Raw genomic sequence first — 21,240 nt, forward strand, 5'->3', positions numbered from 1 at the left:
GCAGCTAAGTCTTCTGCTGCCAGCTGAAGGTATAGCGAAGCTGGCGTGTCTGCAGGATGAATTCCGGCGAGACGCTGGGGCTCCAGGAGTCGTCACCGCCCACGCCCATATGGAACGCATCGAGATTCAGCCAGCATCCCGGCTCTTCCCGCAGCAGATGATGATGGGTTGTCTCACGCAGCTGCTGCTGGCTATAGCGACTCACCGAGAAATGGAACGCGCCGTTCAGCTGATGCGATCCCACCACAAGTTCCCGGGTATCGCAGCGCAAACCGTTTTCCGTCGGGAAGATATACGGCGTGTGCATGTCTCCGGGAGGTAATGTCCAGCGCCCCTGCTGCGCCGCCAGCTTTCTGTCCGGGTAGTTTTCATGCGGCCCCAGCCCCAGCCAGTGAACGTTTTCCGACGTTTCGGCAAGATGAACGCTCAGACCAACGCGCGCAGGTTCAGGGATATTAGACGCAACATCAATCTGAATATCGCCATGCAGAACGCCCCGATCGTCCACCCGCCAGACTTTACGACTCAGGAACAGCGCGTTGTCGCGATACTCAAGAACATGCCGGGTTGCGATCACCACTTCGCCTGCGTGCTGCTCTGCGTCACAGCGCAGCACGCGCGAGGTGAGATCGTACATGCCCGCCGCTTTCCAGCGCTCAACCCACGCGTTCGGATCGATCTGCGTCGCCTCGCTCACGCCAATGTCGTTGTCCAGCGGCGCGCGGCTGACGTTATCCGTCAGAGGTGAAAGCAGCGTTTCAACACCATTTCGCCACCATTGAGTCAGGTGTCCGGATGCGCGATCGAACTGCCAGCGCTGTTGACCATGGGTGACCTCCAGGGTGCGATCGCTTTGCGTTAACACCGGCGGCTCGCCCGCCGGGGCTGGCGGAGCAATAAAGAGCGGAGCCGGAAGCGACCACTGCTCCCACGCGCAGCGATGGTCCGCCGGTGACCACGGCGTTGCCCGCGGCTGGCGCACCTCAACGTTCAGCCAGACCTCACCCGGCCCGGCGTTCAGCTCCGGCAGGGCAATCTCCAGACGCTGGGCGCCTTCAGGCGCCATCGCCAGCGTCACCTCGCCCGCCGCGAGCACGTCCCCGTCCCGGGTAACCGTCCAGTTCAGCACTTCGTTATCGGTGTGGCGGAACAGGTAGCCGCTTTGCACCTCAATCACCAGCGGAGAGGTGCTGACCCGCGTAAAGGTAAAGAACTGCTGGGCGCGCTGCGCCTCGTACAGCGCCGGGTGCGGCGTGCGATCGGGGAATACCAGCCCGTTAAGACAGAACTGCCGGTCGTTCGGCTTATCGCCGAAGTCTCCGCCGTACGCCCAGAACGTATTGCCATCTTCGTCCCGTTTCGTCAGGGCCTGATCGACCCAGTCCCAGACAAACCCGCCCTGCAGGCGAGGATGGCTGCGAAACGCTTCCCAGTATTTTGCAAACCCGCCGAAGCTATTTCCCATCGCGTGGGCGTATTCACAGAGGATCAGCGGACGCGTTTCGTCCGGCATGCCGATCCATTTCTTGATTGACCATTTAGGCACTGCCGGGAAGGGCTGATCCCGATCGACCCTGGCGTACATCGGACAAACAATATCGGTCGCCGCCGTGTTCGCGCCGCCGCCTTCGTACTGAACCGGGCGCGTCGGATCGGTGGACTTCACCCAGCGGTACAGCGCATCGTGATTCGCACCGTGGCCCGACTCATTGCCCAGCGACCAGATGATAACCGAGGGATGATTACGATCGCGCTGCACCATGCGTGTCACGCGCTCGCTCATCGCGGGCAGCCAGCGCGGATCGTCAGCAAGGCGGCTCATCGGCACCATGCCGTGCGTTTCGATATTGGCTTCGTCAACGACGTACAGCCCGTAGCGATCGCAAAGCCGGTACCACAGCGGATGGTTCGGGTAGTGCGAGCAGCGCACGGCGTTGAAGTTGTGCTGCTTCATGATTTCGATATCGCGACGCATGGTCGCTTCGTCCATCACCTGGCCGTTTTCCGGGTGATGCTCGTGACGGTTAACCCCGCGGATCAGCAGCGGTTTACCGTTAAGCTTCAGCAGGCCATTGCCGATCTCAACGCGGCGGAAGCCCACGTCGCACGCCTCAACCTCCAGCACCTCCCCCTGCGGGTTAAGAAGCGCCATCGTCAGGCGATACAGTTCTGGCGTTTCAGCATTCCAGAGTGCGGGCTGGTCGACGGGGATCGTTGCGGTTAGCCGCTCGGCCCAGCTGCCGCGCTCGTCAACAATGGCAGACCCCGGCTGTCGGGAAACGCTGGCGCATTTTTCCCCCTTGCGCCATAGGGTAAAGACCACCTCGCCGTCCTCAAAGCCAGCGCCTGCCAGCGTGACATCAACCTTGAGCACCGCGCGGTCCAGCTCCGCGTTCAGATCCGTTACTACGTGATAATCGGCTATCTGCGTCCCGGGTTTATGCAGCAAGGTCACATCGCGGAAGATGCCGCTCATGCGCCACATGTCCTGATCTTCCAGATAGCTGCCGTCGCACCAGCGCAATACCATGACCGCCAGGCGGTTCTGTCCGGGGCGTAGTGCCGCCGAGAGGTCAAATTCGGCGGGCAACCGGCTGTCCTGGGAATAGCCCATCCACTGTCCGTTGCACCACAGATGGAACGCCGAGTTCACGCCGTCAAAGATGATGCGGGTCTGCCCGCTCTGAAGCCAGGCGTTATCCACCTCAAATGTGAGCGAGTAACAACCGGTCGGGTTTTCCTGCGGTACAAAAGGCGGGTTAACGGGGATGGGATAGGTGACATTGGTATAGATGGGCGTGTCGAACCCGTGCATCTGCCAGTTAGACGGTACGGGCATCGCAACGGCATCCGCGCAATCTTCGGTTACCCATTCCTGAGGAACCTGCTCCGGCGCGGTAAAGTAGCTAAACCGCCATAGCCCGTTGAGAGTTTGCCTTCTGGCAGATCCGGCGTCATCTCTGGCCGAAGGCTCATTGCGCCAGCTGTGCAACGGCGCGTGTGCGGCCAGACGGTTCCACTGGGTGACGCCAGGATTTTCCCAGTCCCGACGGGCCAGAATGGCGCTGAGGGTCAGCGGTGAAGTGGTGGACATAGTAACCTCTTTGCGAAGCGCTCACAATTTTGGTTAACATGCCCTGGCACTCTGCGACGGTAAAGCGTTCAATCGCGGGGTAGCGAGTCCGATCACAAAGTTTTATTTGCGGGCAAGCTGCTCGGCAAGGAGTGCCAGGCTTCTGAGCTGCTGCGCCAGTTCCTCGCGTTGGGCCTGCAACGGCGCGCGGCGCGCGCTGGAATGACGGGTAACCAGCGTCACCGGCAGCTGAACCTGCCAGCACGCCTCGTCCCCGGAGGGGGCCAGCAGCCACTCCACGCTGCGTTCGCCCGCCTCGCGAAACGCCTGACGAATGGTCGTTAGCGGCGGGGAAAACCAGGCGCTGTCGGCCGTATCGTCAAACCCAACCACCGATATCTGGCCCGGAACCGCTACCCCTTTTTCCGCGCAGGCGCGCATCACCCCGAGCGCCATTTGATCGTTCGCCACCAGAATCGCGTCCGGTAATGTCGCCGCAGACAACAGCAGATGCCCCTTCTCATAACCGCTGGCCGCGCTCCAGTCACCGTAGGCCACCGCAGCGGCTTCAAGCCCCGCGAAGGTCAGAGCGGTTTTCCATCCCGCCAGGCGCGCCCGTGCAGAGACCGAGCTTTCCGGCCCGCTCAGCAGAGCAATGCGCTGATGCCCCAGCGAAAGCAGATGCTCAACGCCCAGGTGCGCCCCCTGCTCGGCGTTAAACACGAGGCTATGTACCTGCGCTGAGGGTGATACATCGAGGAACAGCACTGGAACAGGCGACGCCAGCGCCCTGAGCTCTTCGGCGTGCGTATCGTCAAGCGGCACATTCACCAGCAGCGCGTCCACCCGCTGTGCCAGCAGCGCCTGAAGCGCAGCCTGACACTGCCAGGGGTGCTCCACCATGGAGATAAGGACGCTCGCCCCCTGCTGCTCCGCACGGGATTTTACCGCCGACACAATTTGTGAAGGCGCGTGCAGGGCCAGGTCGGTAGTGATGAGGCCCAGCGTACGGGTGCGTTTCCCCGCCAGCTGCTGTGCCCGAAGATTGGGAACGTAGTGCAGCTCCGCCATCGCCTGCTGCACCTTTTCTCGCGTGCGGGCAGACACATGTTCCGCGTTGTTAATAACGCGGGAGACGGTCTGGTAAGAAACCCCCGCAAGGAGGGCGACATCATAGAGAGTGATAGCTTTCATGCATTCTGGCATCGCGTTTATCGTGCCCCTATTCTGGCACAGCGACACCGTTAAAGCATGTGAGCGCTTCGCAAAATTAAACAACCCGCTCCGGCTGAGGAATTTCCGCAATGCGCGGCTTCTGGCGGAACCAGGGCAGACAGAGCTGAATAAGCGGGCCAATGGTCAGGGCATACAGTACGGTTCCCACCCCAAACGTGCCGCCCAGCACGCACCCAATCAGCAGGACGGACACCTCAATTGAGGTGCGCACGCTGCGAATGGACCACCCCAGACGGGCATGAATGCCGGTCATCAGGCCGTCGCGCGGGCCAGGCCCGAAACCTGCGCCGATGTACATGCTGGTCGCAATTGCGTTCATCACGATGCCCGACACCAGAAAAGCGATTCTAACGGGTAATGAATCCAGTTCTGGGATAAGCGCCATGCTGGCGTCTGCCGCCAGGCCGATACAAATCACGTTGCTGATCGTGCCAAGCCCCGGCATCTGACGCAGCGGGATCCACAGCAGCAGCACCGCAGCGCCGACTAAAATAATTACTGTCCCGATAGTCATCCCCAGCTGCATCCCCACCCCAAGGTGAAACACATCCCAGGGATCGACACCCAAATCGGAGCGAATAAACATTGCGGTGGAAAGGCCATACAGTCCTAAACCGACATAGAGTTGTAGCAGACGACGTACCATTTTTATCTTCTCCAGTGAACCAGGCTTTCATCCTGACCTAAAATGGCACTATGATTAATGTCCAGTTTTCAAATAGTGGACTGCATATGTCATCACGCCGCTTCGGAAGCCAGTCTCTGGTACGCCTTTTAGGCCACTGGCAGCAAACCTCATCCCGCACTCCGCTCTGGCGACAGCTGGCCGACGCGCTGCGTCTGTTAATCCTTGATGGACGTCTGGCTTTGAATACGCGTCTACCGGGCGAGCGTGAGCTGGCCTCTGCGCTGGACGTGAGCCGGACCACCATCAGCAGCGCCCTCGCCCACCTGCGAGAAGAGGGTTATCTTGAAAGCCGCCACGGCAGCGGATCACGCGTGCTCCTCCCGGATACGCGCGCCATTCCCACCCTTTCAGCGGCAAGTGCGGCACTGGATCTCTCCACTGCCGCACTCAATGCCGGGCCGGAGATCCATCAGGCTTATGCCCATGCGCTCACGGCCATTACGCAGCACCTTTCGCTGACGGGCTACGATCAGCTTGGGCTGCCGACGCTGCGGGAGGCCATTGCTGCGCGCTATACCGCGCGGGGTCTTCCCACCCGCGCAGACGAAGTGATGGTGGTCAATGGCGCGGTCAGCGGCTTTGCGCTGGTACTGCGGATGATGACCGGGCCGGGGGATCGCGTCGTGGTCGATCATCCCACCTATCCGCTGGCGATTGCCGCCATTCAGGGAGCGCAGTGTCGACCCGTAGGCGTGTCGCTGCCGGAAACCGGCTGGGATACGGATGGCTTCGCGGCAACGCTTGCCCAGACGGCGCCGCGCCTGGCGTATCTGATGCCTGATTTTCATAACCCCACCGGGCGCTGTATGGATATCGCAACCCGTCGGGCGATCACGGATATTGCAGCCCAAACCCGCACGGCGCTGGTGGTGGATGAAACGATGGTGGATCTCTGGTTTGACGCGCCTCCCCCGCCGCCGCTGGCCGCGTTCAACCCGCAGGCCACCGTCATTACCTTAGGCTCTGCCGGAAAAAGCTTCTGGGGCGGGCTGCGTCTCGGCTGGATCCGCGCCTCCTCGCGCACCATCGCCACGCTTGCCCAGACGCGGGACACCCTCGATTTAGGCTCTCCGCTGCTGGAACAGCTGGCGATGGAGTGGCTCATTAACAATAGCGAGACGTTTCTGCCCGCACGCCGGAAGATGCTGGCAGAGCGACGCGATCGATGCGGTGAGCTGTTGCGCGAACATTTTCCGGACTGGAAATTCCATGAAGCGGAAGGCGGGCTCTCTTACTGGATAGAACTCCCGGGCATGCTGGCGACACAGCTTGCCGCGCGGGCTGAGATTCTGGGGATCAACCTGGGGACCGGTACGCGGTTTGGTTTATCCGGCGCGTTTGACCGCTATTTGCGGATGCCCTTCTCGCTCGAATCGACAGAGCTTGAGCAGGCGTTGCTGAGGATAAAACCGCTATGGCTCGCCCTGAATAAAAACGTGCCATCAATGAAACGCAGCGTGATCTAATATTAAAATTTTTGAAGCCGATCATAAAAAATAAAAACTGCTGACTGTCACGGAGGCAGTCAGCAGTTTTCACCGGTCAGGAGTTAGTGCTGAGCAGGAATAGGAAAACCTTTCAGTGAAATAACGAAGCTTTCACCGTCTTTCTTTATTTTCGCACCGGTATCACACCAGTCAGACGCAATACGAAAGAACTCATCACTTCCGACATTCCAGCCAAGACGTACGTGCTTAACATAGCCTGAACGCAACAGATCGCAGGCCTCTTTGTAGTCACTGGCAGTTGACAGTTGTTGTTTCATTTTCTCTTCTTCAGAAGTTTACGTAGAGCTTTGATTTCTTTAGGAGTAAAAGGAGAAACACTCTCTTCTTCCGTATGCTGATTATCAATATCCTCTTCCGATACTCCCGCCTCTTCTACTGCTTCGAACGCCAGCAGCAGCAGTTTCTCTGTCGTCACGCTTAAATTCTCGTTATTCACTTCCGCATAGTGGCGAAGTCTTTCTTTCAGCGCATCATCAATCTTAACGTTTAATACCGCTGTAGCCATGTTTGTCACTTCCCTTCGGAATAAGTACTTTATTTAATACACGAAGTTAACAATGTTATCCAGATATATATTTTTTTGAGTTATGGAAGAAAATAACCATCCAATTATAAAATGACAGTCTATTATTACAGGTTTATGACAATAATATTTCAGTACAATGAAATATATATTACACAATATAGGCGCAGTATTATTGTGGGATAGCGATTTAAGGGGAGAGGTAAAGCTGAAGAATCTTATGAGGCCGCAAATGGGTGGGGGCCCTGCCAGCTACATCCCGGCACACACGTCGTCTGCCCTGGCTGCTTCCTTCCGGACCTGACCTGGTGAACAGAGTAGCGTTGCGGGAGAACCAACAGAGCCCCCATTGAGAGCGTTGATAACCAACGCGCTGGCGCATTATCCCTGTGCTAAGGCCCAATTGCAAGCGACCAGGAACCGGATGCTGGTTTCTTGCGCAAACAGGCGCAGCAATCATGAAGATCTTCGTTTACCATAGCTTTCCAGAAACTCCCCACAGGTGAAGGTATGGACGCACACGACTCCTTTCCACAGCGCGTATGGCAAATTGTGGCCTCAATCCCGGAAGGCTACGTCACCACCTATGGTGATGTCGCACGCCTGGCCGGTTCCCCTCGCGCGGCGCGACAGGTTGGCGGCGTCCTGAAACGGCTGCCGGAAGGCAGTACGCTGCCCTGGCATCGGGTGGTGAATCGTCATGGCGCCATTTCGCTCACCGGGCCGGATCTTCAGCGTCAGCGTCAGGCGTTACTTTCAGAGGGTGTGCAGGTGTCAGGGTCGGGTCAAATCGATTTGCAGAAATTTCGCTGGGTATATTGACCCCTCTCCCGGAGGAGAGGGGCAATGCAGACATTACATCTGAGTCGGTGGGGTTGGCAGGGACGGCTGATTGGTCTGCGGTGCGACCGGCACTTCGGTCTGCTGCACCGGCACCAGGTTCAGGTCGACTTTGGTTCCGCCGTTATTAATCGCTTCCTGGACCGTATCGGTGATAAAGACCAGCTTACCGTTGATGGTTACCGCTGCGCTCAGCAGGATACGGGCGTTAGGCTGCACGTCCGACGGGTTATACGGCAACACGAAGCTAAACGGCGCCTGCTTGCCTTCGGTACGGACGGCGCGCTGAGCCACGACTTTCGACGGCGCGTCCGCCAGAGAAGCATCAGACAGCGTCACCGTTAATACCGCATCCGGCGGCAGAGCGACTCTCTGTTTAATCCAGATGGTACCGGAAACGTTAGGCTGCTGAATGGATTGCTGCGAAAGGGTGTTAATCCCGTTCGGGTCTGCTGCTGGTACCGGCACCTGGGCGCTCTTACCGGCACAGGCGGACAACGCCACCGCAATAGCTACACCACTTAGCATGGGCACGAGTTTCATTGAAGTCTCCTTATCAATGCACCAGCGGGATCGATCCCATCCGATGTCGTTTCAATCACATAACGTATTCAAGTGTGGCACAGATCACCGATTTATGCCTGAAAACGTGCCGATATTCAGATTATTCTACCCATCGGACCACTTTCATTTCTGCGTTATACTCTGCCTATCTTTCGCTACGGCGTTTATTGAGGACAACTATGAGTCAGGCACTGAACAATCTGCTGACATTACTGAATCTGGAAAAAATTGAGGAAGGACTCTTTCGCGGACAGAGCGAAGATCTCGGCTTACGCCAGGTCTTCGGGGGGCAAGTCGTCGGACAAGCACTGTACGCAGCCAAGGAGACTGTCCCGGCAGACCGTCTGGTGCATTCATTCCACAGCTACTTCTTACGCCCTGGCGATAGCGCAAAACCAATCGTGTATGACGTTGAGGTCCTGAGAGACGGCAACAGCTTCAGCGCTCGCCGCGTAGCGGCCATTCAGAACGGCAAGCCGATCTTTTACATGACCGCCTCTTTCCAGGCGCCGGAACCCGGCTACGAGCATCAAAAAGTGATGCCGCCGGCACCCGCGCCTGACGATCTCAAATCAGAGACCGATATCGCCCGCGCGCTGGCACATCTGCTTCCGCCGCAGGTCAAAGAGAAGTTTCTCTGCGATAAACCGCTAGAGATCCGCCCGGTTGAGTTCCATAACCCGATGAAAGGTCACCCCGCCGAGCCGAAGCGCCAGGTCTGGATCCGTGCCAACGGGACCGTGCCGGAAGATTTCCGCGTGCATCAGTATCTGCTGGGCTATGCGTCAGATTTCAACTTCCTGCCGGTGGCGCTGCAGCCGCACGGCGTCGGGTTCCTTGAAAAAGGGATGCAGGTCGCGACGATCGATCACTCCATGTGGTTCCACCGTCCCTTCAACATGAATGAGTGGCTGCTCTACAGCGTGGAGAGTACGTCAGCGTCGAGCGCTCGCGGGTTTGTGCGCGGGGAGTTTTACACCCAGGACGGCGTGCTTGTCGCTTCTACGGTGCAGGAAGGGGTGATGCGTAACAGAGGTTGATGTAAAAAGCCCGGTGGCGCTACGCTTACCGGGCCTACGGATTGTGCAGTTGTAGGCCGGGTAAGGCGAAGCTGCCACCCGGCAAATCGCTCAGATCATGCGTTATACGCATTCTCGCCGTGGCTGTTGACGTCCAGACCTTCGCGTTCCTGCTCTTCAGGGACACGCAGACCGACCGTCATGTCCGCCAGCTTATAGCCAATGAAAGCGACAACGGCAGACCAGACAACGGTGATAGCAATACTTTCCAGCTGTACCAGCAGCTGATGAACCATGGTGACGCCTTCTGCGTAGCCCACGCCACCGAGTGATTTCGCGGCGAAGATACCGGTCATGATACAACCCACGATGCCGCACACGCCGTGGACACCAAACACATCGCATGGGTCGTCAACGCGCAGCACACGTTTCAGTGCGGTCACGCCCCACAGACCCGCCAGACCGGACACCAGACCGACCAGCAGCGCACCGCCTACGCCGACATAACCACACGCCGGGGTGATGCCAACCAGACCGGCAATGGCACCCGAACAGGCACCCAGCAGAGAGGGTTTACCGCGTACCGCCCACTCGCCAAACACCCAGGAGAGGATTGCACCCGCCGTGGCCACAACGGTGTTCACGAAGGCCAGCGCGGCGATTTCGTTCGCGGCACTTGCTGAGCCGGCGTTGAAGCCAAACCAGCCAAAGTAGAGGATAGCCGTACCGGTAAACACCATCGGCAGGTTGTGCGGTTTGAACGCTTCTTTACCGAAGCCCACGCGTTTGCCAATCAGGTAGGCACCCACCAGACCCGCTACCGCGGCGTTGATGTGTACAACGGTACCGCCCGCGAAGTCCAGCGCACCGTGCGTTGCCAGCAGACCGCCACCCCAGACCATATGCGCAATTGGCACATAGGAGAGCGTCAGCCAGACCACCACGAAGATCAGGACGGCAGAGAAACGAATACGCTCGGCGAGCGCGCCCACAATCAGCCCGACGGTAATACAAGCGAAAGAGCCCTGGAACGCAACGTGGATGTACTGATAGAAACTGCCCATTAGCGCGGTCAGCTCAATATTTTTCAGCATCACCCAGTCGAAGTTACCAAAGAACGCGTTGCCCGTGCCGAACGCCAGCGAGTAACCGTAAACCACCCACAGCACGCAGACCAGTGCGAACGTCACGGCAACCTGCGTCAGCATGGAGAGAACGTTTTTGCCACGGATCAGGCCGCCGTAGAACAGCGCAATGCCTGGAATTGACATGAACAGCACCAGCGCGGTGCTGATCATCATAAAGGCGTTATCGGCTTTGTCGACCACCGCAGGAGCAGCCAGCGCCAGGCCCGGCAGCAGTGCCAGCGAACCCAGACCCGTTTTGAGTGTTGCTATCTTCATTTTCTCGATCCCTATCACTGTGTGCCAGGAGTTACTTACAGAGCCGCTTCGTCAGATTCGCCGGTACGGATGCGAATGACGCGCTGCAGTTCGGCAACGAAAATTTTGCCGTCGCCAATTTTGCCGGTATAGGCCGCTTTGCTAATGACATCAATGACTTCATCAAGCTGATCGTCAGCAATCGCGACATCAATTTTTACTTTTGGCAGAAAGTTAACGCTGTATTCCGCCCCGCGATAAAGCTCGGCATGCCCCTTCTGACGACCAAAGCCTTTCACTTCGGTGACAGTCAGTCCCTGAATACCCATTGAAGACAACGCTTCGCGAACGTCTTCGAGTTTGAATGGTTTGATTACAACCGTAACCAGCTTCATAGATCCCCTCCAGTCAGAATTCGGTAATGGCCGCAGCTTACGCAGAAGGTATTGCAAGGGGTGTGCCAGAAATGAAAACGAGGGGGAACAACGGTGCGATGAGCGTTACACGGTACTGTTAAACGGCCAGGTGAAAAAAAACGCACCATGCCGGTGCAGGGTGCGTTTCAGTTTTGCACCAACAGGAATGACTGTTAGCGCGTCGCCTCATTTTAGTGCATCAGGCGCTAAGCGACTCTTCATCGCGCACGCTGGCCGCCAGTTCTTCGCCCGCCAGCTGCAGCTGGTACATCTGCCAGTAGCGCCCTTTTGCTTCCAGCAGTTCACGGTGCGTACCGCGTTCAACTGCCTGTCCGCGATGTAGCACCAGAATGGTATCCGCGTCGACGATGGTGGAAAGACGGTGGGCAATCACCACCAGCGTCGTATGATCGCGTACCGCGTCCAGCGCCTGCTGGATGGCCTGCTCGGTGCCGGAGTCAATACTGGCCGTCGCTTCATCCAGAATCAGTATCTGCGGCGTTTCAATCAGCACCCGCGCCAGCGCCAGGAGCTGCTTTTGCCCGACGGAGAGATTGTTCCCCTGCTCGCCCAGTTTGGTATTGATCCCGTCGCTAAACCCGCGCGCCAGCTCTGCCAGCTGCACTTTTTCCAGCACGTCCCAGACCTGCTCCTGGGTGTAGTCTCGGCCCAGGGTCACGTTGGCGTAGAAGGTATCGGCCAGCACGACCGGATCCTGCTGCACCATCGCAACGCCTTTGCGTAACACTGTGTGGCTGAGAGACGCGAGCGGGCGCCCGTCGAGGCGGATTTCACCTTGCGTGACCGGGTAATAGCCCATCAACAGGCTGGCAAGCGTGCTCTTACCGCTGCCGGTATGCCCCACCAGCGCCACGAAACCGCGCGACGGAACGTCAAGCGTGATGTCCTGCAGCACCAGCCGGTCTTCGCGATAGGCAAACGAAACGTTATCAAAGGCGATAGTCCCACTTTGCAGAGGCCGCTCGTCATTGCCATAGGCCTGGCGCGGCCTGTCCATCAGCTCAAACACGCGCTCACCGGCGACAACCGCCTGTTGCAGCATTGATTGCTGGGTGGTGAGCTCGATCAATGGCTCGTTAAGGCGTCCCAGATAGCTGATAAAGGCGTACAGCACGCCCACTTCAATCGTACCGTTTGAGCTCAGGCCAAAGAGCATCAGCAGCCCGCAAAGCACCAGCGCAGAGAAAAGGCTAAGCAGCGGACGCAGCAGGAAACCGTCGAGGCGCAGCGTCTGCATACGCGCCATGTAGTGCGAACGGCTGGCTTCGCCCATGCGCTCGCCAAAACGCGCCTGCTGGCGGAACTGCTGGATGACGCTCATGCCGTTGATCACTTCGTTAAAGCCATCATTGATGTCGGCCAGGTAAGCACGCACCCGACGCACGATTGGCGTGCTGTAGCGCTGGTAAATGACCATGACAATCAGCACCGCCGGGAAGATGGTTATTGCCACCAGCGCCATCCGCCAGTCAAGGCTGAACATCGCGACCAGCATCGCGCCAATCAGCGCTGCGCTGCGCAATACGGTTGCCACCACGGTGACGTACAGATCGCGGATCACCTCGGTATCGTTGGTCACGCGCGAAATCACCTGTCCGACCGGTTGGGTATCAAACTCGCTGAGCGGCTGGCGAAGCGCCGCGTCCATCACATCCGTACGCAGCTGCTGAACGACACCCACGGCTGCACGGTTAAACAGCAGCGACTGAGCATAGTGCAACCCTGCTGCCGTCAGCTGTAAGCCAACGTAGGCCACGCCTAAGCCCGCCACCAGCCCCAGCGGCAGATAGCTTTTGGCGACCATGTTGTCGATAAAATAGCTGATGAGCAGTGGACCGCTCACCTCAGCAACCGCCGCTATCCAGAGTAAAAGCACGGCCACGGAGAGCGGTTTACGCCACGGCGAGCCGTAGGCCAGCAGACGTTTGAGCGTCGGCCACATCGTTCCGAGCTTACGCATTGGCGGCCTCCTCATTCTGCTCCGGCGCATCGTCCAGCGCCGCCTCAAGCTGTTGATAGCGGTACATATCGCGATACCAGCCCGGCTGCTCGGCAAGCGTTTCATGCTGCCCGCGCTGAGCAATGTGTCCGTGCTGCAATACCAGAATCTCGCTGGCCTCAGTAAGCGCTGACAAACGGTGGGCGCTGATAATCACCGTGCGTCCGTCGCCCCACTGGCGCAGGTTATGCAGAATTTGATGCTCGGTACGGCCGTCCACGGCGGAAAGTGCATCGTCCAGGATCAGGATTTCAGCATTCAGCAGCAGCGCGCGGGCAATGGAGATACGCTGCTTTTGTCCTCCGGACAGCATGACGCCCCGCTCCCCAACCTCCGTGTCGTAGCCCTGCGGCAGACGCAAAATATCATCATGTACGCTGGCCAAACGCGCCACATGCTCAATCTCTTCCTGCGTTGCCGCAGGGCGTCCCAGGGCAATGTTGTTCGCCACCGTGTCGGAAAATAAAAACGGCGTCTGGCTGACGACCGCCAGGCGGCCACGCCACTCGTCCAGCAGCAGGTTCGTCAGGGGGATATCGTGGAAGCGAATATCGCCCTCGGTGACGTCAAAGTGGCGCTGAAGCAGAGAGAGCACGCTACTTTTGCCGGAACCCGTCGGGCCGCAGATGCCGAGCATCTGCCCTGGCTGCAGGGTGAAGCTGACGTTTTCCAGCCCCGGATGCTCGGTATGCGGGTAGACAAACCTCCGGACGTCGACGGTCATGACGCCGCGCCCTTCCGGTACGGTTTCGCTACCGTCAATGACCACCGGCGCTTCGGCCAGCATGGCGCGAATGCGGCTGTAGGCGGCGCTGCCGCGCTCCACGATGTTAAACATCCAGGCCAGCGCCAGCATCGGCCAGATCATCAGCCCCAGATACATCGCGAAGCTGGTCAATTGCCCCAGGGTTAACGCGCCCTGCACCACCATCCAGCTCCCGCCGCCAATCGCCAAAAGGTTCGCCATGCCAATAGCGATATAAATGGTCGGGTCAAAGCGGGCATCGATACGCGCAACGCGCATGTTTTTCGCTCCCGTGTCTGCCGCATCGGCGGCAAACAGCGCGGACTGTCTGTCTTCCAGGCCAAACGCTTTGATCATGCGGATGCTGGTCATGCTCTCCTGGGTGCGATCGTTCAGAGATGAAAATGCCGCCTGGGCCAGCTTAAAGCGCTCGTGCAGCTGTTCCCCATAGCGATTGATCGCCAGCGCCATAATCGGCATCGGCAGCAGGGCAAGCAGGGTCAACTGCCAGCTGATCTGCGTGGACATGACGATCAGCACCGCACAACCCATCACCAGCGAGTCCACCAGCGTTAATACACCTTCCCCGGCGGCAAAGACCACGCGATCGACGTCGTTCGTCGCGCGGGCGATGAGATCCCCGGTGCGATGGCGCAGATAAAATTCGGGATGCTGTCGGCTCAGCTGGCGGTAAAAATCTTCACGCAGCTCAACGGCCAGCTGATAGGACGCACCAAACAGCAGCACGCGCCAGACGTAGCGCAGCAGATAAACAATGACCGCCGTCAGCACCAGCGTGCCGACCCACATCAACACCCGTGCGGTGGTGTAATGCTGTTCGGTGACGCCATCCACGACGTACCCCACCACTTTTGGCGGGATCAGCTGCAGGATGGCAATGATAATAAGCAGGAATACTGCGCCGAGGTAGCGTTGCCACTCCCGACGAAAGTACCAGCTTAGTTGGGCAAATAATCGCACGCGGTTTGTTCCTGAAGGTATTTTACGAAGTTATTCAATAGGTAATGCTGTGGTGTATTTAATCTGTTCCATGGCGAAGCTTGAGGTGACGTCCGACAAACCCGGTACGCTGTTCACCAGCCGCTTGTAGAAATCATCATAGCGCTTCATGTCGGCCACCTGAACGCGCATCAGGTAATCGTACTCTCCGGCCATACGCCAGAAACCGAGCACCTCGGGCATCTCCGACACCTGGGTGACGAAGCGGCAATACCACTCGCTGCTGTGATGCTGGGTTTTTATCAGCACAAATGCCGTCAGCCCAAGCCCCAGCTTTTCGGGATCTAACAGCGCGACGCGCCCCAGAAGAATGCCGTCATCTTCCAGCTTCTTAAGGCGCTTCCAGCACGGGGTGGTGGTCAGATTAACGGCATCTGCCAGCGCCTGCAAAGAGAGGGTACAGTCATTCTGCAGCAATGAAAGGAGCTTGCGGTCAATTTTATCTAGCATACCCACCTCACAGAGAAAAATTTTCTCCCTTCATTCTATTTTAAAGGCCAGATAGCAACAATTTTTTCTGTGCTTTTCGCTATGCTAGGCACAAAATGACAAACGGATAACGACGATGAATAGCACCTGGGTTAAACATGCGATCAGCGAAATCAATGCCGACTATCAGCGCTCGGCGGATACGCATCTGATTCGCCTTTCCCTGCCGGGATTTGACGGCATTCAGCTCTATCTGAAAGACGAAAGCACCCATCCTACCGGTAGCCTGAAGCATCGCCTGGCGCGCTCGCTGTTTTTATACGGTTTGTGTAACGGCTGGATCAAAGAAGGCACCACCATCATAGAATCCTCATCCGGTTCAACGGCGGTGTCCGAAGCCTATTTTGCCCGCCTGCTGGGCCTGCCGTTTATCGCGGTGATGCCGTCCTGCACCGCAAAACGCAAAATCGAACAGATCGAATTTTACGGCGGTCGCTGCCACTTTGTGGAAAGCGCCTGCGAAATCTACGCCGCCTCCGAAATGCTGGCCCGTGAGCTGAACGGCCACTATATGGATCAGTTCACCTTCGCCGAGCGCGCAACGGACTGGCGCGGCAATAACAACATTGCCGACAGTATTTTCCGCCAGATGACCCACGAACCGCATCCGGTTCCATCCTATATCGTCATGAGCGCCGGTACCGGCGGCACGTCAGCCACGATTGGACGCTATATCCGCTGTCAGGGCTACGATACCCAGCTGATGGTGGTTGACCCGCAGAACTCCGTGTTCCTCGACTACTGGCAAAACCGCGATGCCGGTCTGCGCAGCCCGGTAGGGAGCAAAATTGAAGGCATCGGCCGCCCGCGCGTAGAGCCCTCTTTCATCCCCGACGTTGTGGATGAGATGATGCGCGTGCCGGATGCCGCCAGCGTGGCCACCGCACACTGGCTGGAAACGCAGCTGGGGCGCAAAGTGGGCGCATCGACGGGCACCAATATGTGGGGCGCACTGCAGCTTGCCGCACGTATGCGCGAAGAAGGCCGCACCGGTTCCATCGTCACGCTGCTGTGCGACAGCGGCGAGCGCTACCTTGAAACTTACTACAACGCGGAGTGGGTGCAGGCCAACATCGGCGATATCGCCCCGTGGAAAGCGCAGATTGCACAGCTTGTGAAATAAAAAAAAGCCAGACCGAAGTCTGGCTTGCTGGAAGGGTCTCACTATTCGGGGGAATATGGGAGGTTGTTATTGTCCAGCCAATGCGTCAAAAAATGGGACACTGCTTCATTGCGGCAGTGGCCAATAACCGGCAGATGGGGAAGTTCTGCTTTTAGCTGCGCCATCGCATTCCCCATGATCAGACCGCGACCTACGCTGCCCAGCATTTCGCGGTCGTTCATGGCGTCACCAAACGCCATACACTCCTGCAGCGTTACGCCCAGGTGGTCGCTCAGCACCGCCAGGGCAGAACCTTTATTACAGCCTACCGGCAGCACTTCCAGACAATCCACCGCCGAGAAGGTCAGGTGCGCCCGGTCGCCCAGCGCCTCATTCAGTTGAATCCGTAAGCGGCATAGATCGTCATGATCGCCACAGAAGCAGATCTTGGTTACCGCATGGGCAGGGATCCGACGCAGATCGATAAGCTGGTATTTAAAGCCGCTGTAAACATGCGCGTGCAATAATTCCGGGATTTCGCTTCCGGTAAACCAGCCCCGATCGTTAAAGACGTGGACGCTGGCCTGCGTGTCCCAGGTGCTGTGCAGCACAATGTCCGCCACTTCCGGGTTGAGATCCTGCCGGTGCAGCACGTCGCCTTCTACGGAGTGAATTCGCGTCCCGTTGCCGGTGATCAGAAAAGCGTCGAGGGAAAATGCCCCCAGCAAATGGCGCATCTCCAGCACATGACGCCCGGTGGCAAACGTCAGAGTGACATTACGCTCGTGCAGGCGCTTCAGCGTGTTAAGGGTTTTCTCCCCTAAACGGTGATCCGGCATCAACAGCGTACCGTCCATATCAAATGCAGCGAGCCGAGCCATGATTACTCCCGAAATGTGATGCGGTTAACTTGTGCATCAGTATCGCGTGAGATATACGGAAGTAATAGTGAATAGATGATAATTATTGTTCCGGGTTTCTTATGCGCCAGCTCAATCGACTCAATCAGTATCACCGCCTGTGGCAGCCTTCCCTGGGGGCAACACAACAGGTCACCATCGGCGAACTGGCCGCCCGCTGTTTTTGTAGCGAGCGGCATGTGCGAACGCTGCTGCGTCAGGCCCAGGAGGCGGGCTGGCTGAGCTGGCGAGCGCAGTCTGGCCGCGGTAAGCGGGGCGAGCTGACGTTCCATGTCGCGCCGGAGTCACTGCGCAATGCAATGATGGAGGAGGCGCTGAAAAGCGGGCAGCAGCATAACGCGCTGGAACTGGCCCAGCTTGCGCCCGCAGAATTACGATCGTTGCTGCATCCGTTTTTGGGCGGGCAGTGGCAAAACGACACGCCGACGCTGCGCATCCCCTATTACCGCTCGCTGGATCCGCTTCAGCCGGGGTTTTTACCTGGCCGGGCGGAGCAGCATTTGGCAGGACAGGTATTCTCAGGTTTGACGCGATTTCACGGCAACAGCAGTGAACCCGCGGGCGATCTTGCTCATCACTGGGAGGTGTCGAAGGACGGTTTGCGCTGGCATTTCTACATTCGTTCCACGCTGCACTGGCATAACGGCGATAAAATCGAAACCGGACAGCTTCAGCAAAGCCTGGATGCGCTTTTCGCCTTGCCTGCCCTGCGTAAACTGTTCCAGAGCGTCTTACGCGTTGACGTTACCCATCCTCAGTGTCTGACGTTTACGCTGCACCAGCCGGACTACTGGCTGGCGCATCGCCTGGCCACCTACTGTAGTCGGCTTGCACATCCCGAACAGCCCATGACGGGCAGCGGCCCCTTCAGAGTCAGCGTGTATGAACCGGATCTGGTTCGTCTGGAAAGCCATGAGCAGTACCATCTCAGCCATCCGCTGCTTAAGGCTATCGAGTACTGGATCACACCGTCGCTGTTTGACTATGGGTTAGGCACCAGCTGTCGCCATCCGGTGCAGATCGCCATTGGCGAGCCGGATGAACTGGAGAGCCTACGCCTGGTGACGAACAGCACTAGCCTGGGCTTTTGTTATCTCACCCTGAAGCAAAGCCCGCGCCTGAGCGAAATGCAGGCTCGACGACTCATCAACGTCATTCATCTCTCAACGCTTCTGCATACGCTTCCGCTCAATGAAGGGCTGATTACCCCGACAGAGGAGTTACTCCCCGGCTGGGCAATCCCTGAGTGGCCGGATTTAACACATGTCTCTCTGCCCAAGAAATTAACCCTGATTTATCATTTACCGGTTGAGTTACACACGATGGCGCGCCAGCTAAAACAGTACCTTGCACAACACGGCTGCGAGCTTACGGCGATCTTTTACGATGCGAAAACCTGGGACGGGTGCCAGCAACTGGCAGATGCGGACATCATGATGGGTGACAGGCTGATTGGCGAAGCGCCGGAATATACGCTTGAACAGTGGCTACGCTGTGATGCCCTCTGGCCACACGTGCTTAGCGCACCGCAATATGCTCATCTGCAGGCCACCCTGGATGCCGTACAGACCCAGGCCGACGAACAGGCCAGACATGCCGGGCTCAGGGCCATTTTCTCCCGCCTCATGGAAAAGGCGGTGATAACGCCCCTGTTCAATTATCAATACCAGATCAGCGCCCCGCCGGGGGTTAACGGTATACGTCTTAACACCCGCGGGTGGTTTGATTTTACCGAAGCCTGGCTACCCGCCCCGAAATCGTGAAGAAGCTGGTCGCCGTCGTGGTCAGACGGTAACATAACGTTTTTACCGTAACAGTCGAGATGATTTATGAAACGTGCCGTCGTCGTATTCAGCGGAGGACAAGACTCTACTACCTGCCTGGTCCAGGCCCTTCATCAGTACGATGAAGTTCACTGTGTCACTTTCGATTATGGTCAGCGTCACCGCGCTGAAATCGACGTTGCCCGTGAACTTGCCCTGAAACTGGGCGCACGCGCGCACAAGGTGCTGGACGTTACGCTGTTAAATGAACTGGCCGTGAGCAGCCTCACCCGGGACAGTATTCCCGTCCCGGACTACGAACCCGATGCCAGCGGCATTCCGAATACCTTCGTGCCGGGCCGTAATATCCTCTTCCTGACCCTGACGTCGATTTACGCCTACCAGGTAAAAGCCGAAGCGGTGATAACCGGCGTATGCGAGACCGACTTCTCCGGCTACCCGGACTGTCGTGATGAGTTCGTGAAAGCGTTAAACCACGCCGTCAATCTGGGGATGGCGAAAGAGACGCGCTTTGAAACCCCGCTCATGTGGCTGGATAAAGCCGAAACCTGGGCGCTGGCGGACTACTGGGGCAAGCTGGACCTTGTTCGCAGCGAAACCCTCACCTGCTATAACGGCATCAAAGGCGACGGTTGCGGCCAGTGCGCGGCCTGTAACCTACGCGCTAACGGGCTGAACCACTATCTTGCCGATAAAGTCGGCGTGATGGCCGCGATGCAAAAAAAAACCGGGCTTAAATAGGGTTATTTGACCGTGCTGTCGAACAGTTTCACACCGGCAGCACGGGTGACTTTCATCAGCGTTGTCAGCGTTGGGTTGCCGTTGTCTGATAAGGTTCGGTATAGCTGCTGACGGGACAGACCTGCTTTGGTAGAAATTTCTCCGATACCGCCTCGCGCTTCGATGACCTGACGGAGTGCAATGAGATAGGCAGGGATCCCCTGGTCTTCATAGATCTCTTCCAGGGCTGTCTGGAGATAACGCTGAGCGTAGGAAGGATTCTCTCGCAGCATTTTCACAACAGCATCATGGTGGCTAACAGAGCTCGAATATTTTCGTTCAGCGGCGCTCATTGGAATGTCCTTTTGTTTGATGATCTTTCCAGTAATCTATTGCCAGTTTGATATCTGCTTTTTGGCTCTTTTTGTCACCACCTATCAGTAACAATAAAACCTGCCGATTTTCTACTGAAAAATAGATTCTGTAGCCGGGGCCACTGTCGACTCGCATCTCCCAAACACCTTCCCTGAGATACCTGTAATCGCCAAAATTATATTTTATCGCACGGTTAATCCGCATAAGGATCCGGAAAACCATATCCGGATCCGGATCCTTTCGATTCATTCTGGCAACCCACTCCTCAAACGGTACTTTCCCGTCACGGGTCCGGTAACGTTCAACAACGTAGTCCCTGTCCATTATTCTATCCCTGAAAAATCCTTTTGTCTTTTATAAAAGACAAACTTTCTAAGCGATCATCAACTCCAGCTTTTCCCGCAGTTCCCCTTCCAGCGGCAGCGCTTTCTGCGTTTTCAGATCGATACAGACAAACGTAATCATCGCATCAGCGACCACCTGCCCTTCCGGGTCGAGCGTCACCACCTGGCTTAACACCCCGCTTTTGCCATTGATCTGTTGCACCTGGCTGGTCACCGTCAGTACATCGCCCAGCACGGCCGGACGGCGGTAGTTGATATTGATATTGACGACCACGAACGCGATGTTGTGCGCGGTCAGCCACTGAAAGCTTTCGCTGTTTTCCAGCCCGTCCCAGCGCGCTTCTTCAAGAAACTCAAGATAGCGAGCGTTGTTCACATGCTGGTAAACGTCGAGATGAAAACCGCGTACTTTGATTTTTGTCTGCATAGCGCAATAGCCTTTACTGTTATTGTAGGATGTGAGGTCATAACT

The 21,240-nt window shown here is 57.4% G+C and carries 21 protein-coding genes and 1 other RNA gene; 6 read left to right on the forward strand and 16 right to left on the reverse strand.

Annotated features, from left to right (window positions below; translation table 11 throughout):
• Nucleotides 1-4: 4 nt before the first annotated feature.
• The 3 genes from N037_RS15355 to yczE all read right to left on the reverse strand — a co-directional run bounded on the left by N037_RS15355 (nt 5) and on the right by yczE (nt 4,955).
• Nucleotides 5-3,094 (reverse strand): beta-galactosidase, encoded by a 3,090-nt coding sequence (locus N037_RS15355; RefSeq protein ID WP_032641966.1) that lies wholly within the window; start codon nt 3,092-3,094, stop codon nt 5-7.
• Between the two features lie 102 nt (nt 3,095-3,196).
• The gene (locus tag N037_RS15360; RefSeq protein ID WP_032641968.1) at nt 3,197-4,267 is read right to left on the reverse strand and encodes a LacI family DNA-binding transcriptional regulator; all 1,071 of its coding nucleotides are present in this window, start codon (nt 4,265-4,267) and stop codon (nt 3,197-3,199) included.
• A gap of 76 nt (nt 4,268-4,343) precedes the next feature.
• Complete coding sequence (yczE, locus tag N037_RS15365; protein ID WP_023334724.1) at nt 4,344-4,955, reverse strand: membrane protein YczE; 612 nt, start codon at nt 4,953-4,955, stop codon at nt 4,344-4,346.
• A gap of 86 nt (nt 4,956-5,041) precedes the next feature.
• Here yczE and yczR point away from each other — a divergent pair, with 86 nt between their 5' ends.
• Nucleotides 5,042-6,463, forward strand: coding sequence for a MocR-like transcription factor YczR (yczR, locus tag N037_RS15370; protein WP_032641970.1), 1,422 nt, complete (start codon nt 5,042-5,044; stop codon nt 6,461-6,463).
• 83 nt (nt 6,464-6,546) lie between these two features.
• On the opposite strand, the gene N037_RS15375 is transcribed toward yczR, so the two are convergent.
• The 3 genes from N037_RS15375 to ffs form a co-directional block, all read right to left on the reverse strand.
• Entirely contained in the window at nt 6,547-6,762 is a 216-nt protein-coding gene (locus N037_RS15375; RefSeq protein WP_023334722.1) for a hypothetical protein, read from the reverse strand.
• On the reverse strand, nt 6,759-7,010 hold the full coding sequence (locus N037_RS15380; protein WP_023310587.1) for a hypothetical protein: 252 nt from the start codon (nt 7,008-7,010) through the stop codon (nt 6,759-6,761). Before N037_RS15380 ends, N037_RS15375 begins: the two co-directional genes overlap by 4 nt.
• 261 nt (nt 7,011-7,271) lie before the next feature.
• An RNA gene (gene ffs / locus N037_RS24120) (signal recognition particle sRNA small type) lies at nt 7,272-7,368 on the reverse strand.
• Nucleotides 7,369-7,538: 170 nt separating this feature from the next.
• Here ffs and N037_RS15385 point away from each other — a divergent pair.
• Nucleotides 7,539-7,850, forward strand: a complete 312-nt coding sequence (locus N037_RS15385) for an MGMT family protein (protein ID WP_023334721.1) — start codon at nt 7,539-7,541, stop codon at nt 7,848-7,850.
• Nucleotides 7,851-7,883: 33 nt separating this feature from the next.
• On the opposite strand, the gene N037_RS15390 is transcribed toward N037_RS15385, so the two are convergent.
• Nucleotides 7,884-8,411 carry a YbaY family lipoprotein gene (locus N037_RS15390; RefSeq protein ID WP_023334720.1) on the reverse strand — a complete coding sequence of 176 codons (528 nt, stop codon included), beginning with the start codon at nt 8,409-8,411 and terminating at the stop codon, nt 7,884-7,886.
• Nucleotides 8,412-8,611: 200 nt separating this feature from the next.
• Here N037_RS15390 and tesB point away from each other — a divergent pair, with 200 nt between their 5' ends.
• Complete coding sequence (gene tesB, locus N037_RS15395; protein WP_032641972.1) at nt 8,612-9,472, forward strand: acyl-CoA thioesterase II; 861 nt, start codon at nt 8,612-8,614, stop codon at nt 9,470-9,472.
• Nucleotides 9,473-9,567: 95 nt separating this feature from the next.
• Here the strand turns inward: tesB and amtB are convergent, their stop codons facing one another.
• The 5 genes from amtB to N037_RS15420 all read right to left on the reverse strand — a co-directional run bounded on the left by amtB (nt 9,568) and on the right by N037_RS15420 (nt 15,484).
• On the reverse strand, nt 9,568-10,854 hold the full coding sequence (gene amtB, locus N037_RS15400) for an ammonium transporter AmtB (protein ID WP_023334718.1): 1,287 nt from the start codon (nt 10,852-10,854) through the stop codon (nt 9,568-9,570).
• A gap of 35 nt (nt 10,855-10,889) precedes the next feature.
• Nucleotides 10,890-11,228, reverse strand: coding sequence for a P-II family nitrogen regulator (glnK, locus tag N037_RS15405; protein WP_008503304.1), 339 nt, complete (start codon nt 11,226-11,228; stop codon nt 10,890-10,892).
• Nucleotides 11,229-11,448: 220 nt separating this feature from the next.
• Nucleotides 11,449-13,230: a SmdB family multidrug efflux ABC transporter permease/ATP-binding protein gene (locus N037_RS15410; RefSeq protein ID WP_032641974.1), complete on the reverse strand. Its 1,782-nt coding sequence runs from the start codon at nt 13,228-13,230 to the stop codon at nt 11,449-11,451.
• On the reverse strand, nt 13,223-14,995 hold the full coding sequence (locus tag N037_RS15415; protein WP_032641975.1) for a SmdA family multidrug ABC transporter permease/ATP-binding protein: 1,773 nt from the start codon (nt 14,993-14,995) through the stop codon (nt 13,223-13,225). The genes N037_RS15410 and N037_RS15415 overlap by 8 nt, the downstream gene beginning before the upstream one ends.
• Nucleotides 14,996-15,025: 30 nt before the next feature.
• Nucleotides 15,026-15,484: an Lrp/AsnC family transcriptional regulator gene (locus tag N037_RS15420; RefSeq protein ID WP_023310581.1), complete on the reverse strand. Its 459-nt coding sequence runs from the start codon at nt 15,482-15,484 to the stop codon at nt 15,026-15,028.
• A gap of 115 nt (nt 15,485-15,599) precedes the next feature.
• Between N037_RS15420 and N037_RS15425 the strand changes: the two genes are divergently transcribed.
• Nucleotides 15,600-16,646: a PLP-dependent cysteine synthase family protein gene (locus N037_RS15425; RefSeq protein ID WP_023334715.1), complete on the forward strand. Its 1,047-nt coding sequence runs from the start codon at nt 15,600-15,602 to the stop codon at nt 16,644-16,646.
• A 41-nt stretch (nt 16,647-16,687) separates the two neighbouring features.
• Here the strand turns inward: N037_RS15425 and cof are convergent, their stop codons facing one another.
• Nucleotides 16,688-17,506: an HMP-PP phosphatase gene (gene cof / locus N037_RS15430; protein ID WP_032641977.1), complete on the reverse strand. Its 819-nt coding sequence runs from the start codon at nt 17,504-17,506 to the stop codon at nt 16,688-16,690.
• A 101-nt stretch (nt 17,507-17,607) separates the two neighbouring features.
• Between cof and N037_RS15435 the strand changes: the two genes are divergently transcribed.
• Nucleotides 17,608-19,308: an SgrR family transcriptional regulator gene (locus tag N037_RS15435; RefSeq protein WP_032641979.1), complete on the forward strand. Its 1,701-nt coding sequence runs from the start codon at nt 17,608-17,610 to the stop codon at nt 19,306-19,308.
• Between the two features lie 66 nt (nt 19,309-19,374).
• Nucleotides 19,375-20,070: a 7-cyano-7-deazaguanine synthase QueC gene (gene queC / locus N037_RS15440; RefSeq protein ID WP_032641982.1), complete on the forward strand. Its 696-nt coding sequence runs from the start codon at nt 19,375-19,377 to the stop codon at nt 20,068-20,070.
• Between the two features lie 2 nt (nt 20,071-20,072).
• Here queC and N037_RS15445 read toward each other — a convergent pair whose 3' ends face one another.
• From N037_RS15445 to N037_RS15455, 3 genes are read right to left on the reverse strand one after another with little or no spacing between them, the layout of a single operon-like run.
• Nucleotides 20,073-20,402, reverse strand: coding sequence for an addiction module antidote protein (locus N037_RS15445; protein WP_050511259.1), 330 nt, complete (start codon nt 20,400-20,402; stop codon nt 20,073-20,075).
• The gene (locus tag N037_RS15450; protein WP_032641986.1) at nt 20,389-20,748 is read right to left on the reverse strand and encodes a type II toxin-antitoxin system RelE/ParE family toxin; all 360 of its coding nucleotides are present in this window, start codon (nt 20,746-20,748) and stop codon (nt 20,389-20,391) included. Before N037_RS15450 ends, N037_RS15445 begins: the two co-directional genes overlap by 14 nt.
• 48 nt (nt 20,749-20,796) lie before the next feature.
• Nucleotides 20,797-21,195: a YbgC/FadM family acyl-CoA thioesterase gene (locus tag N037_RS15455; RefSeq protein WP_023334709.1), complete on the reverse strand. Its 399-nt coding sequence runs from the start codon at nt 21,193-21,195 to the stop codon at nt 20,797-20,799.
• Between the last annotated feature and the right edge of the window lie 45 nt (nt 21,196-21,240).

This window comes from Enterobacter sp. EGD-HP1, from assembly GCF_000733275.2.
Taxonomy (GTDB): domain Bacteria; phylum Pseudomonadota; class Gammaproteobacteria; order Enterobacterales; family Enterobacteriaceae; genus Enterobacter.